A 15,865-nucleotide genomic window follows, 5' to 3' on the forward strand; every position below is an offset into this window, starting at 1 on the left:
AAAGTTGTCATTTTTAAAGGGTGTACCCAAGTACACCCTTCTTTTTGTTATTGACTTTAGTATTAATTATCATCATGATCCAATCTCATATACCCGGAAGATTTATAGGGGAATTGTAACGTAACAGACGTACCCTTATTTATTTCGCTTGCGATTAAAATGGACGCATTGTATTTCTTTATTAATCGCTGAGCTATTGATAATCCTAGTCCATACCCTCCTTCTTTTCTGGTCCTTGCTTTATTAACACGATAAAAGCGATTCATAACAAATGGCAGTTCTTCTTTTGGTATTCCTATTCCTTTGTCTAGTATCTCAATTAAAAATTGATTTTCCGTTACTCTTACTGAGCATTTGATCCACTTATTTTCCTTTGAGTATTTTACAGCGTTGTCTAATAAAACAGTTAGAATTTGCTCTAGATGTTTCGTTTGCATTTGAATCAAATACTCTTTGTTCTCAGTAACTTCAACAACAAATTCAAATTCATTATGAACAATCCGGAAATTCTTGATCAAGTTTTCGATAATAGGAATAGGATTAATCCATTCCGTTTGATCATTACGCTCTTCCAATTCTGCTTTAGACAGCTCTAAAAGTTCTGAAACGAGATGACTTAGTTTATCTAACTCCTTAAGAGAAGCATTCAGTGATTTATTTAATACCTGCGGTTCATATTTGCCCCATCTGTTTATTAACTGTAGATGGCCTTGGATAATTGAAATGGGGGTACGCAACTCATGAGATGCATCTTCCACGAACTGCTTTTGCTGCAAAAATGACTCTTCAAGCTGATCCATAATTTCATTAAACATCCTGCCAATTTCAGAAATTTCATCTTTTTGTCCATATAGGGCAACTCTCTCATGCAATCCATGTTTCTTAATTTTCTTCATGGCATCCAGAATATTTTTGACAGGTTTTAATAGCTGTTTAGAAATGATCATTCCCCCCACCCAACTTAATATGATGGAAATGATTCCTGCAATAATCATGACATTAAGAACTTGCTGAAATAATCCTTTAAAGAATTCTATATCCCTAATAACCTCTATTGTTCCCATGGCATTATCTATTTTTATAGGACTACGTATAATCTGAAAATGCCTTTCATTCGATTGAAAATTATATAGCTCGGCAACCTTTACTTTTTTGGGTTTTATTTGATCTACTGATATATTCGATACCAGTAACAATACCTTTCCATTTCCATCTATGATACGTATTGCTTGAAATGGCTTGTTATTCTCTTCTAATGTTTTCTTGCTTTCATATATCATCTGTTTTGTTAGCACAGACGAATTAGATTTTTGAAACAGATATGTTTTTACTTGATTCATTTCTCGTGTTGTTGTTCTTGTATCTTGAGCAAGCGTCCAATTACTAATAACAACATACTGTAGTAGGTTATAGCTTAAGAATAAAGCAAACAACAGCATAGAGGACCATATCGTTAGCTTATATTTAATAGGGAGACTTAAGTTTTTCATTACCGCATCACATATCCCATTCCTCTAATCGTTTGGATATACGTCTCACCATTTGATGAATCGATCTTGTTCCGTAAGTGTCCAACATAAACATCTACTATATTTGTTTCCACCGTTGTATCATAACCCCATACTTTCTCTAATAGCACTTCCCTCGTTAAAACTCGATTTATATTTTGAATAAATGTGATAAGTAAATCGTATTCCTTTTTAGTTAACTCTACTTCCTCATCTCCGCGTTTCACTACTCTGCCTAAAATGTCCACTTGTAAATCTTTAAATGTAAGATGTGATTGAAATTGTTTTTCTTTGTCTATTCGTCTAAAAATAACGCGCATTCTAGCGAGTAATTCTTCAATGGCAAAGGGTTTCAGAATATAGTCGTCTGCACCATTATCCAGACCCGAAACTCGATCCAAAACACTGCCCCTTGCTGTTACCATAATAATTGGCGTTTCCTTGACCGCTCGTATTCTTCTACATACTTCAATCCCATTTAGATCAGGCAGCATGATGTCTAATAAAATAAGGTCCCAATCTGAATCTAAGGCTAGCTTTAGCCCTTCTCTACCACTATGTGAAACCGTAACTGAAAATCCCTCATATTCCAACTCTAATAAAATAAACTGAGCTAACTCTTCTTCATCCTCTATTATTAGAATCTCCCTCATATCACTTACTCCTCTTTATCATACTGATATATAATCAATGCTAAAGAAAGCCTACTTGTTTGATGGGAATATCCCATCCCATTCTCATTGAGACGAATACTCTTATGATGCCCAGTTCTTCAAGTAAACATCCCTATTTCCAAGTTAACAACATAGATATGAAAGCGCCATTCGTCATCGTTCATACTAGGGGTTGAACAGAAAAATGCAAGAGTCCAGTTATTAATTTGTTATAAGATATAAAACTCCCTTTCAAATCTTGCAAAGGGAGTTTTATATCTTACTGTATTGGTTTTAATAAATTTTTTTAATACGTCATGATTTTATATTATTTGCAAAAACCACCTGTTTTTGCATCAATTTTGAAATCATGTCCTTTTCCATGCTTATCAAGGACATGAACAGCATACACATCAAGTCCACTTTCATGTCGTAATTCAGCTTTTTGTACCGTTCCTTCACAATGCTTCAATACAATATCACTAGCTTCTCGCTGCGTTAAAAATTTTACTTGCTGTTGTACTGCTACTTCCTCTAGCTTCCCATCTCTCGCATGAACTTTGAAGTCATGTCCTTTTCCATGCTTATCAAGGATATGGATGGCATACATACCAAGTCCGCTATCGTAGTTTACAGTTTGGATCGTTCCTTCACACTGCTTCAATGCGATATCAGTAGCTTCTCGCTGCGTTAAGAATTTTACTTGCTGTTGTACTGCTACTTCCTCTAGTTTCCCATCTCTTGCATGAACTTTGAAGTCATGTCCTTTTCCATACTTATCAAGGGTATGGATCGCATACACATCAAGTCCATTTTCATGTCGTAATTCAGCTTTTTGTACTGTTCCTTCACAGTGCTTCAATGCGATATCACTAGCTTCTTTTTGGGTTAAGAATCCTTCTTGGTGTTGTACATGAGCTACAGATGCTTCATGTTCATGTACATTTGGCATCGGCGCCGCATTTGCTATTCCTGCTAAACCTGTTCCTAAGATAGACAAAGCCAATGGTACTGTTGCTAATTTTTTCATCATTTTGTGTGCCTCCTGATGTGTTTGTTTATTGATGTCTTTCACAGTTCAAATACTACTAGATGGTTCTGAAATTCAATTAATGAAATACTAAACAAGGATTAAAAAATTAATTAAAAAATTTTTATACTACGGAAAAAAAGGGGATAATCGCTATCTTTTGCTGGTATCTTGCAAAATGTGCGTGTGTTCCTGTCCCGAAAAGACAAGGCGGGGAATCCATATACTCTTTATTTACGACCCCTGATAAAAAATACTGCTCAAAAACAATAAAAGGCCGCTTCCTCTATCGGAACGGCCTTAAAAGTCACTTGAGTATACTAAAGCTGGTCAAAGCAAAAAACAAAAACCCCTTATATATCAAGGGGCTTCACACATGACTCTCCTCACAATCCGAGCAGTAGCCATAAATCTCAAATTTATGATCCGTAATCCGAAACCCGTCCGGCTGGCCGAACATTCCATCCAACGGACATGATCGAATATGGCGCGTCTTCCCGCACGACAGGCAAATCAGATGATGATGATGTTCATCCATCGAGCAACGAAACCGGTATTTTCTCTCCCCACCTAGCTCCGTTACCTCGACAATGTTCAAATCCGTAAACAACGTAAGATTCCGATACACCGTATCAAAGCTAAGCGCCGGATATTCTTCCTGCATACGCGACAACATCTCGCGTGCCGACATATACCGCTTCTCCTGCGCGAAAATCCGTACCATCTCTTCCCGTTTGCCGGTATACTTATATCCCTTCTCTTTCAAAAGCTGTAATGCCTGCTCGACAGTCATTACCTCTCACCGCCTTTATCTAAGAGTTACGCACTCTTTTCCCCAATAGTACGATAACAAGTAAGAGTACAGCAACCAGTACAATCGTTCCGCCTGATGCCAGGTTAAACGTATACGCCAACATCAGACCTGCTAGTACAGACAATTCACCGAACAAAATCGCATACACAAACGTCTGACGGAAACTATTCGCCAGCTGCAACGCTGCAGCAACTGGTAGCGTAATAAGTGCGGACACGAGCAAAATCCCGACGACCTGCATCGAGATACTAATCACAATTGCCACTAGTATACTGAAGATCACATTGACTACGCCACGCGGCACACCAGAGATACGTGCTGCTTCTTCATCAAACGACAAATACAACAGTTCTTTATAAAATAGCCAGACCACAACGATGACAATCGCACTGGCAATCACAACACGAATCACATCTTGTTGTGTTACCGCCAGCAGACTTCCGAACAAATAACCGAATAAGTCAACATTAAATCCGTTCGCTAAGCTAATGAGCACAACCCCTAGACCAATCCCGGTCGATAAAATAATTGGAATCGCCAACTCCTGATAGAACCGATATGCTGCACGCAGCTTATCAATCATGAACGCACCCACAACAGAGAACGCCATCCCCATATAAATCGGGCTGATGCTCTGAAAGAACGGAATGCTTTGTCCAAGCAAAAGACCCGCCGCCACGCCGGAGAGTGTAATATGCGAGAGTGCGTCCGCGATAAGCGACAACCGCCGCACGACCAGAAACACACCGATTAGCGGGGCAACCAATCCGATCACAAGCCCCGACAACAGTGCGTTCTGCATAAACGTATAATGTAAGATTGCTTCTATCATGTTTCCTACTCTCCTCTAGTGGCCGTGGTGGTGGTCATGGTGCAGCACATGCACATCATGCCCATACGACCGGAGCAAAATTTCCGTACGGTTTTCTTCGAACTCTTTTGCTCCTCCATGGTAAAACAGTTTGTGATTCAGACAAGCAATCGAATGCATTTTCGTGCTGACAGCACCCAGATCGTGCGATACAAGAATCATCGAGATCCCACGTTCACGGTTCAGACGCTGCAGAAGCTCATAGAACTTCTCTTCCGACTGCGCATCTACCCCAACTGTAGGCTCATCCAGAATGAGTACATCCGGTTCGCTCACAAGTGCACGCGCGATGAAAACACGCTGCTGCTGTCCGCCGGATAGACGTCCAATGTTGCGATCCGCAAACTCGCCCATGCCAACCGTTTCAATCGCCAGCTGTACCCGTTCTCGTTCGGCGCGTCCCGGACGACGGAACAAACCAAGCTTGCCGGTTAACCCCATCATGACCACTTCAGAAACAGTCGCCGGAAAGCCGGAGTTAAAACTGTTCGCTTTTTGCGATACATAGCCAATACGCGGCCACGCATCGAATTTCTGAAGCGGCTGCCCGAACCAGTGGATCATGCCATTTGTCAGCGGCAATACACCAAGGATTAATTTTAACAACGTGGACTTGCCAGAACCATTCGGTCCGACAAGTCCCAACATTTCGCCGCGCTTAAGCCCGAAGGTAATATCTTCGAGTACCGGGCGTGATTCATATTGATGGGAGACATGCTGCACATCAAGAATTAATTCACTCACTTTACTTCCAGCACCTTTTTCAAAGTTTGCAGATTGTCCCGCATGAGATCGCCATATGTTTTCCCTGCGTCAAGCTGTGCTTTTGTTACATTCTCAAGCGTATATAGCGTCACCGCTTCCGCGCCGGATTCGCGCTGCACAGTTTTCGCTACCTTATTCTCAACAAGCCCTTCAAACGCAACATATTTAATATTATGCTGTTTTACCGTATCAATCAATTGTTTTAGCTGCTGCTGGGTTGGTTCTTCTGACGGAGAAAGTCCAGATACTGAGATTTGGTCCAATCCATAGCGATTTGCCAGATACGTGAATGCTTTGTGTGATACAACCAGTTCTTTCTTACCCGCTTTTGCAATCAGACCTTTGTACTCTTGATCGACTGCATCAAGATCAGCAGCCAGCGTTTGATAGTTTTTCTCATAATCAGCTTTATGAGCCGGGTCGATCTCGATAAGTGCTTTTTCAATGTTTTGTGCCTGCTGCTTGGCACGCATCGGGTCTAACCATACATGCGGGTCATATTTGCCGTGTTCATGCCCATGTTCCTCTTCCGTATGACCGCTTGTAACTGCCGTTCCTTCATGGTCATGCTCACCTGCCGTTGATTCAATCAGTTGAACTCCCTGACTCGCATCAAGCACTTTTGTCTTGGACTTGTCGAGATTCTGCCCGACCTTCTCAATCCATGCTTCATAGCCTGCACCATTATAAACAAACAGCTTGGCCTCGTTCAGCTCGCCTAAGTCTTTAGGAGATGGCTCAAAATCATGTGGTTCTGCTCCGGGGGGCACGATGCTTTTTACTTCTACATGATCTCCCCCGATTGATTTAGTAAAACTGTACACCGGGAATAAACTTGTATACACAAGCACCTTATCTGCTCCCCCCTGCGGCACTGATTCATTCTTCTGACCGCAGCCGACCAGAAAGAGCATCATCCCCAGCAGCAAAGTCGTGGTTGCCCACAAAACCTTTCTATATCCTTTCATTCTCGATTCCTCCTCTTTTCTACTACACATAACAAAATAAGATACATTACGATTTATCCACGAAAAGTATAGCGGAATGAATCTGATTTGTAAACAAGCAAAAATTATCCCTTTCTCAAGCATCGCCGCAATTCTCTTTGTTTATTCTCTATCTATACATAAGAAAAACAGGGCCGCTGTAGAACTCCAAGCCCTGTTCATTCTGATTTATTTACGTGAAAGAAGACGGATTCCATTTAGTGTAACAAGTACCGTTGCCCCCATATCGGACAGAATCGCAGTCCATAATGTGAGCCAGCCCGGGATGACTAGGAAAATAGCGAGCAGCTTCAGACCGACTACCAACACAATGTTCTGCCGGATGACCGCAAGCAGACCAAGTACACGTGCACTGTCACTAAGTAACATCACCGTTTTCCCAGAACCTTCAAGCGCTCGGATTCGCTCCTGCGGCAGTTCCTCGGATACGATTTCTTCTATATAAATAGGCTTCCGGATATACCCGGAAGCCTTCTTCACTCTATACCCATCCCATATATCGCACAACTTGTGCTGTAATAAAACAAATGCCGATCGCAATGAAAAGCGGTAGCAGAGCTGCGACTACTGTCCACTTCGTACTCTTGGTCTCCTTGGCGATCGTATACAACGTCGTGCCGCACGGATAATGCAGAAGCGAGAACAGCATCACATTAAGGGCGGTTAACCATGTCCAGCCCTGTTGAAGAAATAACTGCTTCAAAGCAGCCATATCATCTAATTCAATCATCATGCCGCTCGCCATATACCCCATGATCAGAATGGGCACTACAATCTCATTCGCCGGAAGCCCGAGCAGGAACGCCATCAAGATATAGCCGTCAAGTCCAATCGCATGCCCAAACGGTGTGAGCCAGCCTGCGATATGCCCAAGCACACTCTGATCCCCGATATGCAAGTTGGCGAGAATCCACGTAATCAGTCCAGCAGGTGCCGCCGTGACAAGCGCACGCTTTAATACAAACCATGTTTTGTCATACACCGAGCGTATAATCGTCCGCCCAAACTGTGGCTTGCGGTACGGTGGCAACTCCAACGTGAAGTGAGACGGTATGCCGCGCAGCAGCGTTTTGGACAGCACCCAGGAAACAAACAGAGTCGTCATAATGCCGAACAACACAATCCCGACGACGACCACTGTAGCCGCTGTAATGCCCGCACCCATACCGACCGCGCCCGCCATAAACAGGGTCGCCATTAGAATAAGCGTCGGCCAGCGCCCATTGCACGGCACAAAGTTATTCGTCAAAATCGCAATCATACGCTCGCGTGGTGACTCAATAATGCGGCAGGCAATGACACCGGCAGCATTACAGCCAAATCCCATCGCCATCGTTAGAGACTGCTTGCCGTGTCCGCCCGCCTTATGGAACAGACGGTCCATATTAAACGCAACGCGCGGCAAGTACCCGAAGTCTTCGAGCAAGGCGAACAGCGGGAAGAAAATCGCCATCGGCGGTAGCATAACCGATACTACCCATGCGCATCCCCGATACAATCCATGTACAACTGCCCCTTCTAACCAGAGCGGCGCCCCGAACCAGTGGAACAGCTCCGTCAAGCGGTCTTCGACCCAGAACAGGCCAGTTGCAAGCAACTCAGACGGTACATTCGCGCCCGCAATAGTCAGCCAGAACACCACCCCAAGCATCAGCAACATAATCGGGAATCCGAAAACACGGGACGTAAGCACAGCATCCAGCTTATCGTCCCAGTTAATCCGAGATTTACCTGCCTGCTGTGTTACCGCATGGGCAATCGTTTCCGACTGTTCATAAATCGTGCCGACAATTTCATCGCGCACAGCTTTCGGTTGTTTTTTTTGCACCTGCCCCGCCAGCATGCGCAACTGATTCACATCTTTTTGTCCTATGCTTGCGGCCATGTCGCTGATACCTCCCCACCAAGCACTTTGCCTGATTCGATTGAGTCCGTCATATATTTCTCCATGTCCGCAATCAAAGTCTCATCACCGTCAAGCATGCGAAGCGCAACCCATCGCGGCTTCATCCAGCCTGCAAGAAGCGGCTCAAGACGAGGAGTCAGCTCTTCAATCACCCTCTCGATTTCTTCACGATACCGGGGTACGATCGGTGCCGGCTGTATACGACTGTCGGCGACTGCCGCAAGCTTATCACACAACTCGCCAAGACCCTGCTTGCGTCTAGCAGCCGTCGCCACAACCGGAATACCAAGTCGTTCCGCCAATCCTTCCAGATCGACCACAATCCCTTTGCGCTCCGCTTCATCTATTAAGTTTACACATAGCACCACATGATCCGTAATCTCCATAACTTGCAGGGCCAGATTCAAGTTACGCTCCAGTGCCGTAGCATCCACCACTACGATTGTCACATCCGGGCGACCAAAACAAATAAAATCGCGGGCTACCTGTTCATCTACCGAATTGGGCAACAAGGAATATGTTCCCGGCAGATCAACCAGCAAATATGACTCACCTTTATGCACAAACGTTCCTTGTGCATTTCCCACCGTCTTGCCCGGCCAGTTCCCGGTATGTTGGTTCAGACCAGTAAGGGCATTGAAAACGGTACTTTTCCCTGTATTCGGATTACCAGCCAGCGCGATAATTTTCTGATCCGGGGTATCCGTATGAATATCAAACTTGCGACCGATCCATTGATTGCGCATCTCTCGTGATTTCGGATTCATCAGGCATCCTCCTTCAATGGTTCCACCAGAATACCCTTTGCGTCTTCTTTGCGCAGTCCGATTGTTGTTCCCCGTACTCGGTAAGCGGTTGGGTCTCCGATCGGACTGTGTCGGATGGTCTCTATCATTGTATTCGGTACAACGCCAAGATCCAGCAGGCGCCGACGCACAGTCCCCTCTACTGTCAGCTCTCTCACTTTGCCACGACAACCTGGGGCCAGTTCTGACAGTGAGATTAGTCGATCTGTTTGCTCTGTCATGATGACGTCCCTCCTGTATACGATCCATCTTTCTATAACGCAACTTTTTTGACCAAAGACAACTTATAGGATAAAAAAATACTTTCACGCTTTCTGTTTCTATAATGAAATTATTTTGCATAAGGGCAAAAAATGCAAATTATTTTTTCGTGATATAGTACACAGTATATGGGTTCTATTGCATTTTGGTGTCACGCAAAAATACATAAGCTGTGCTCTGCACACATTTTGCGTAATTCACAGGCGGAATGTACAATAGAATGGTCCGACACTACAAAAAACAAGGGGAGCACCATATGAACACAGAACAAATTCAATTTTTTAAGCAAATGTTCGAGAATGCACTCCAGCTACCGGAGAAAGAACAACTGGTACTGCTAGAAGGTATGGCAAATCAGGCAAAACAGTTTATGCAGAACAACAGTGATTTTCAAATGACCCCGGAGCTGATGATGGAGATGATGACGATGTTCGCCAAACTGTCTCCTGCCATGCAGGAAAAAGTAAAAGAAATTATCACTCCTTTTATGAAGGGAATGTAAACACCAAAAAGCCGCACAACTGCCAAAAACAGTGTGCGGCCTTTATTTTCACTCCAACAGAATATCATCCGACTACCGGACGCGCTTATCTGTTTTCGCAAATACCCGCTCCAACAAGTAGACTGCATACGGATGCCTGTAATTCACCTCATGTTCTAGCCGGTACAACTGGCTCCATAGCGAATTGTATATAGACCGATATCGATCCGGAATCTCTTTCTGAAAACAGGCCTGCATATGAACAAGACGCCATTTAATGTAGGCCCGTTCTTCCTGCGTATTTTGTATCTCGCCTATGTCCATTCGTACAATTCGCTCATTCGCCTCATGGAATAATGTTTCTGCCATCTCATCGAAGCTCGCAAAGTTCCTGCCCTCAAAAATAAAACCGAAATCGTTCATCTCTTTCTCTCCTTGCAGATTGCTCTTCTATCATTGTATTAGCAATATGCTTATGCAACAAACCAAAATATATCGCATCTACCCGGCAAGTTAAAGAAACAAACGATCTCATATCGTTACATAAATCGACACTTTCATAAAATTAAGTCTTGAGTCACATGTTTATTCACGCTCGAAGCCCAGCTTGCTTCTGGATAATTTTTTGGTACTTGCGACTTACGGACGATTGGCTAATTCCAAGTGCCCGAGCCGCCATGGTAGTTGTTTTGTACCGTTCCATCGCCAGAATGATAAGCTGCTCCTCCACATCATCAAGCGCCTCCTGAAGCGGGATGAGACTCGTAATAATCGGACGCACTTTGACTGCAGCCCGCTTCCACTGTAGGAACTGATTCACATGCTCCCCTGCAATGATCTCATCTTCTGTTGTCACCACTGCACGTTCAATAATATTTTGCAACTCTCGCACATTACCCGGCCATGAATACACTTCCAGCAAATTAAGTGCATCTGGACTAAGCTGAATGTCACGCCCATGCGCTTCATTCAGCCGCTGAAGAAACGAATACGCCAGCACCGGGATATCTTCCGGTCGCTCCCGTAGCGGTGGGATATGGATGGGAATGACGTTCAAGCGATAAAACAGATCTTCCCGGAATTTACGCTCCTCTACAAGCTTTTCCAGATTTTTATTCGTGGCTGCCACGATTTGTACATCGATCGGAATTGGCTGCGTACTGCCAACCGGAATGACTTCTCGCTCCTGTAGAACGCGCAGAATCTTCACTTGCAGCGACAGCGGCATTTCTCCAATCTCATCAAGGAACAGTACCCCTTTATCTGCCTTCTGGAAATAGCCCACCTTGCCTTTCGGGTCAGCGCCCGTGAATGCTCCCTTCTCATACCCAAACAATTCGCTTTCCAGCAAGTGTTCAGGGATCGCACCACAGTTTATTTTCAAGAACGGCTCATTCGCACGAGAGCCAAGCTGATGAATCGCTTTGGCAAAAACTTCTTTCCCTACCCCCGATTCTCCTGTCAGCAATACCGTGGAGGAGAAGCGAGCAATCTTTTCAATCTCTCGTATAATCCGGTCAATCTTCGGACTACAGTACACAACGCTTCGATTCAACGTATCGCGGCTCTTTAAGCTCTCTAGTTCTTCCTTATACTGCCGCGACAGCTTCTTCATCTCCCGCAGCTCCGACTTAAGACGGGTCGTCTCGGTAATATCCCGGGATGCGATTACGATACGCTCGATGTTCCCGTCTTCATCAAAAATCGGATTGCCCACTGCGAGCATTTTGCGCCCGTTCTCCATATCTTGAATGATCGAGACCTTCCGCTTGCGTTCTAGGACCAAACGGGTAACAGACGGATTGAACGTCCCTTGATCTTCCATCTCCAGCACATTTTTGCCAATGAGACTCCCGGTGCCAAGGTCGTTTCCCGCTCGTGCATGCAACGTATTGTTATCACTAAAGCGAATCAACTCCCCCTTATGACTAACAACGAGAATCTCATCATAAATGGTCGATAAAATCGCTTTCAAATCTTTATTCAAGTTTTTCACATAGTCGAGTTCCATGACCATGTCTTCTACCATCGGCAAATCCTGAACGACGATCACAACACCCTTCACCTCATGATCAACGCTCAGAATCGGACTATAGTCAGCGAGAATCCCCATCTCCTGTGTTATATGAAGCTGATTGAGAATCGCTTTCCCATTTGACAGCACGTACGAGATCTGTTCTGCCCCGAAAATATCCGTCGCCCGTCGGCTCGGCAATTTCTGCCCTTCGCACCGGATCATGCGCAGACCGGCATCATTATGGTTAATAATGTCTCCCTGCTTATCTACGACGAAAATCCCCATCGGAATCGAAGCTAAGATGGTACGGAACAAATCAATGTTATGGTTATCCTGTCGCAGAAGCTCAATCAGAATATCTTCCCGTTGCAAGTAGCCACATACTTCATCGTGATGATTTTTCACAATGACAATTTCTTCTCCAAGCAGCTTGAACACATCAGATACGGCCACATCACAGTACACATGGCAGGCGAAATGAATCGGAATGATGTTCGCATGCAGAAGGGTAAGTGGTTCAGCGTCCATATCCGGTTCAGTCTCAATCGCCACATCATGCGCCCGTACATAGCCCAGCAGTTTTTCTTTGTTCTTAACAAACAATACAGGTTCATGTAACTCGTCGAGTGTTTTCTGTGCCTGCACGAGTGTTGTATCGATGGAAACCGTATGAATGTTGCGTATATTCTCCTCAGTAAATACCAGCATGTCCCGGCCCCCTTTCCAAGCAAACAGTTTCTTTTTATTATACACAAAATAAAAAGGCAGGAGAGCCGTCAACCCTCCTCTCCTGCCTTTTTTCTATTAGAAACTAGCCCTGCACAACAGCTTCCTTGTTCATTTCTTTTAATACTTTCGCAAATGTCTCACATACTTTATCACACTGCTCTTTTTCGATTGTGAGCGGCGGCTCGATGCGGACGGTCTTCGCATTGATCAACGTACCTGCTGTCAGAATACCATTGTCAAAGAAGCCTTTCGCTACTTCATAGCCGATCTCGTCATTGACGAACTCGATGCCAATCAAGAGACCTTTCCCACGAATTTCGAGAACTTTATCTTCATGACCTTTCATCGCATCACGCAGACCTGCAATGAGATAGTCGCCCATCTCAGCTGCACGTTGCGGCAAGTTCTCTTCGATGAGAACATTAATCGTTGCCAGTGCTGCTGCACATGCGAGCGGATTACCGCCAAACGTAGTGGTATGCAGGAACGGGTTATCGAACAGGTGTTTAAATACTTTCTCACTTGCAACTGTCGCACTTGCCGGCATAACCCCGCCGCCGAACGCTTTAGCAAGCGCAATAATATCTGGCACAACACCATAATGCTCAGCGCAGAACATTTTACCTGTACGTCCCATCCCTGTTTGCACTTCGTCGAGGATCAGAAGTGCGCCGTACTCATCACACAGTTCACGAACTTGTTTCAAGTAGTCGTCCGGCGGAATAATAACGCCACCTTCACCTTGGATTGGTTCAAGTAACACTGCTGCTACATCTTCCCCTACCATATGGCATGCCGCCATCGTTTTACGCATCATTTCGATGTCACCAAATGCTACGTGACGGAATCCGTTTACGAGTGGCATGAATGGTTTACGGAATACGCCTTTAGCTGTACCGGACAGGGCGCCTAAGCTTTTGCCGTGGAACGCACGTGTTGTCGCAATGAATGTACTTCGGCCTTCTTCGCTGTGATAGATTTTTGCCATTTTGAGCGCAGCTTCTACCGCTTCTGTACCGGAGTTACCGAAGAAGCAATATTTCAGATCGCCTGGTGTGAGCATGCCGAGTGTTTTAGCAAGCATAGCGCGGAGTGGATCAAGCAGATCCTGGCTGTGCAGCGGCTGCTTCGCCATCTGATCAGTTACCGCTTTCACTACTTTCGGATGGCTGTGGCCTACGTTATAAATACCGAAACCACCCAGGCAGTCAATGTATTCTTTGCCGTGTACGTCTACGAAACAGTTGCGACCGGAGTCTTTCCATTCTACAGATGCGAACTGGGTGTCTTTTGTCACAGACTTACGGTATTCCAGGAAGCCCGGATTTACATTTTCACGGAATCCATCTACCGTTTCCTTAGCAATCCAAGCTGCTTCTTCTTTTGTTACCTCTGCCTTTTCGATAATGTCGAGAACTTGTTCCGTATATTTGAGTACTTCGTTATAGTTTTGCATAGTTGCCTCCATATTTTGTATTTTGATTTGTATTAGTTTTCGAACCAGCCAATCGGCTCTACGTTCAGGTTGATATTGATTTGCTTCACTTCGGTATATTCTTCAAAGCCGAATGTTCCAAGCTCACGTCCGATACCGCTCTGCTTGTAGCCGCCCCATGGCGCTTCGTTATATGTCGGATGGTAACTGTTAATCCATGTAATACCGGCGCGTAGCTTACGGATGACGCGCTGTGCTTTAGCCCCGTCATTTGTAAATACGCCGCCTGCAAGACCGTATACAGTGTCATTCGCTAGCTTGATCGCATCAGCTTCATCTTTGAACGTCTGGACAACGAGTACCGGTCCGAAGATCTCCTCTTTTACAATGCGCATATCCGGCGTTGTATTGGTGAAAATCGTCGGTGCTACGAAATTACCGTTCGCAAGCGCTCCGTCCATCAGACGTTCACCACCGCATGCGAGCGTTGCACCTTCCTCTTTGCCGATTTCGACGTAGCCAAGTACTTTTTCCATATGAGCTTTCGACACAAGCGGTCCCATCTCGGTACCTTCTGTGTGACCCGGTCCCACCTTAATTTTCTTCGCGCGTTCTACGAGTGCTTCTACGAACTTGTCGTGAATGCTTTCTTCCAGCAGGAGACGAGAACCGGCTGAGCACACCTGACCCTGATTCGCAAAAATGGCAAACAATGCATAATCGACTGCTGTATCAAAATCGGCATCTGCGAATACGATATTTGGAGATTTCCCACCAAGTTCAAGTGAAATTTTCTTCAGGTTGCCCGTTGCAGCTTTCATGATGGTGCGACCCGTTGCCGTACCGCCTGTGAATGCTACTTTATCTACATCATGGTTGGATGCGATCTCCTGGCCAACCGTCGGACCTGCACCGAGTACAAGGTTGGCAACGCCTGCTGGAACGCCTACCTCATCAATGATGCTAAACAGGCGAATCGCAGTAAGCGGTGTCACTTCCGAAGGCTTGAATACCACGGCGTTACCAGCTGCAAGTGCCGGAGCGAGCTTCCACGCGGACATTAGAAGTGGGTAGTTCCACGGAATGATCTGGCCGCATACGCCGATTGGCTCTCGAACAACCATAGCCTGCATTGGATCAGCTACTTCATACGTCTGACCATGTGGCTTTGTAGCCAGCCCTGCATAATAGCGGAAGCACGCAACCGCATCTGCCACATCGAATTCCGCTTCGCGAAGCGGCTTGCCATTATCGTCTGTTTCCAGTGCTGCGAATTCTGCCGCGCGCGCTTCTAGCTTGTTGGCAATCTCAAACAGGAGACGAGCACGCTCGCTTGCTGGTGTGTCCCACCAGCCACCTTCGTAGAATGCATGTTTTGCTGCCGCAATTGCACGGCGGGCATCTGCTTCGTTTCCTTCTGTTATCACAGCGATTATTTCACCCGTTGCCGGATTTAGCACTTCGCGGATTTCTCCACTTTCTGCAAAAGTCCATTCTCCATTAATGTACATCTGTAAAATGTCTGCCATGTTTTCATCCCCTTGCACAAGTTCATCACACTTATTCAGCTTTGCACATTTAT

Annotated in this window: 16 protein-coding genes; 1 reads left to right on the forward strand and 15 read right to left on the reverse strand. The window is 45.2% G+C overall.

Translation table 11 applies throughout. From position 1 onward, the window contains the following. Positions 1-62: 62 nt before the first annotated feature. From CB4_RS00150 to CB4_RS00200, 11 genes are all read right to left on the reverse strand, one after another. A complete protein-coding gene (locus tag CB4_RS00150; protein ID WP_231956101.1) occupies positions 63-1,340 on the reverse strand; it encodes a sensor histidine kinase in 1,278 nt (425 codons plus the stop codon). A gap of 149 nt (positions 1,341-1,489) precedes the next feature. Then, positions 1,490-2,161 (reverse strand): response regulator transcription factor, encoded by a 672-nt coding sequence (locus CB4_RS00155; protein ID WP_096463064.1) that lies wholly within the window; start codon positions 2,159-2,161, stop codon positions 1,490-1,492. 328 nt (positions 2,162-2,489) lie between these two features. Continuing rightward, positions 2,490-3,194, reverse strand: a complete 705-nt coding sequence (locus CB4_RS00160) for a PepSY domain-containing protein (RefSeq protein ID WP_096463065.1) — start codon at positions 3,192-3,194, stop codon at positions 2,490-2,492. Between the two features lie 367 nt (positions 3,195-3,561). Further along, the gene (locus CB4_RS00165; protein ID WP_096463066.1) at positions 3,562-3,984 is read right to left on the reverse strand and encodes a Fur family transcriptional regulator; all 423 of its coding nucleotides are present in this window, start codon (positions 3,982-3,984) and stop codon (positions 3,562-3,564) included. 19 nt (positions 3,985-4,003) lie between these two features. Further along, positions 4,004-4,837, reverse strand: a complete 834-nt coding sequence (locus CB4_RS00170) for a metal ABC transporter permease (RefSeq protein WP_096463067.1) — start codon at positions 4,835-4,837, stop codon at positions 4,004-4,006. 15 nt (positions 4,838-4,852) lie between these two features. Further along, positions 4,853-5,620, reverse strand: coding sequence for a metal ABC transporter ATP-binding protein (locus CB4_RS00175; RefSeq protein WP_096463068.1), 768 nt, complete (start codon positions 5,618-5,620; stop codon positions 4,853-4,855). Next, entirely contained in the window at positions 5,617-6,609 is a 993-nt protein-coding gene (locus CB4_RS00180; RefSeq protein WP_231956102.1) for a metal ABC transporter substrate-binding protein, read from the reverse strand. Before CB4_RS00180 ends, CB4_RS00175 begins: the two co-directional genes overlap by 4 nt. Positions 6,610-6,816: 207 nt before the next feature. Continuing rightward, positions 6,817-7,128 (reverse strand): hypothetical protein, encoded by a 312-nt coding sequence (locus CB4_RS21800; RefSeq protein ID WP_096463069.1) that lies wholly within the window; start codon positions 7,126-7,128, stop codon positions 6,817-6,819. 1 nt (position 7,129) lies between these two features. Beyond that, positions 7,130-8,491, reverse strand: a complete 1,362-nt coding sequence (locus CB4_RS00190; protein WP_096467565.1) for a nucleoside recognition domain-containing protein — start codon at positions 8,489-8,491, stop codon at positions 7,130-7,132. A 26-nt stretch (positions 8,492-8,517) separates the two neighbouring features. Continuing rightward, entirely contained in the window at positions 8,518-9,321 is an 804-nt protein-coding gene (locus CB4_RS00195; protein WP_096463070.1) for a FeoB small GTPase domain-containing protein, read from the reverse strand. After that, positions 9,321-9,581 carry a FeoA family protein gene (locus CB4_RS00200; RefSeq protein WP_096463071.1) on the reverse strand — a complete coding sequence of 87 codons (261 nt, stop codon included), beginning with the start codon at positions 9,579-9,581 and terminating at the stop codon, positions 9,321-9,323. The genes CB4_RS00195 and CB4_RS00200 overlap by 1 nt, the downstream gene beginning before the upstream one ends. Positions 9,582-9,877: 296 nt before the next feature. On the opposite strand from CB4_RS00200, the gene CB4_RS00205 reads away from it, so the two are divergent. Then, positions 9,878-10,123, forward strand: a complete 246-nt coding sequence (locus CB4_RS00205) for a hypothetical protein (protein ID WP_096463072.1) — start codon at positions 9,878-9,880, stop codon at positions 10,121-10,123. Between the two features lie 72 nt (positions 10,124-10,195). Here the strand turns inward: CB4_RS00205 and CB4_RS00210 are convergent, their stop codons facing one another. The 4 genes from CB4_RS00210 to CB4_RS00225 all read right to left on the reverse strand — a co-directional run bounded on the left by CB4_RS00210 (position 10,196) and on the right by CB4_RS00225 (position 15,812). Then, on the reverse strand, positions 10,196-10,525 hold the full coding sequence (locus CB4_RS00210; protein WP_096463073.1) for a hypothetical protein: 330 nt from the start codon (positions 10,523-10,525) through the stop codon (positions 10,196-10,198). Between the two features lie 166 nt (positions 10,526-10,691). Next, positions 10,692-12,827: a sigma 54-interacting transcriptional regulator gene (locus CB4_RS00215; protein WP_096467566.1), complete on the reverse strand. Its 2,136-nt coding sequence runs from the start codon at positions 12,825-12,827 to the stop codon at positions 10,692-10,694. Positions 12,828-12,930: 103 nt separating this feature from the next. After that, on the reverse strand, positions 12,931-14,316 hold the full coding sequence (locus tag CB4_RS00220) for a putrescine aminotransferase (protein WP_096463074.1): 1,386 nt from the start codon (positions 14,314-14,316) through the stop codon (positions 12,931-12,933). A 20-nt stretch (positions 14,317-14,336) separates the two neighbouring features. Next, positions 14,337-15,812: an aldehyde dehydrogenase family protein gene (locus CB4_RS00225; protein ID WP_096463075.1), complete on the reverse strand. Its 1,476-nt coding sequence runs from the start codon at positions 15,810-15,812 to the stop codon at positions 14,337-14,339. Positions 15,813-15,865: the final 53 nt, after the last annotated feature.

This window comes from Aneurinibacillus soli (genome assembly GCF_002355375.1).
Taxonomy (GTDB): Bacteria; Bacillota; Bacilli; order Aneurinibacillales; family Aneurinibacillaceae; genus Aneurinibacillus; species Aneurinibacillus soli.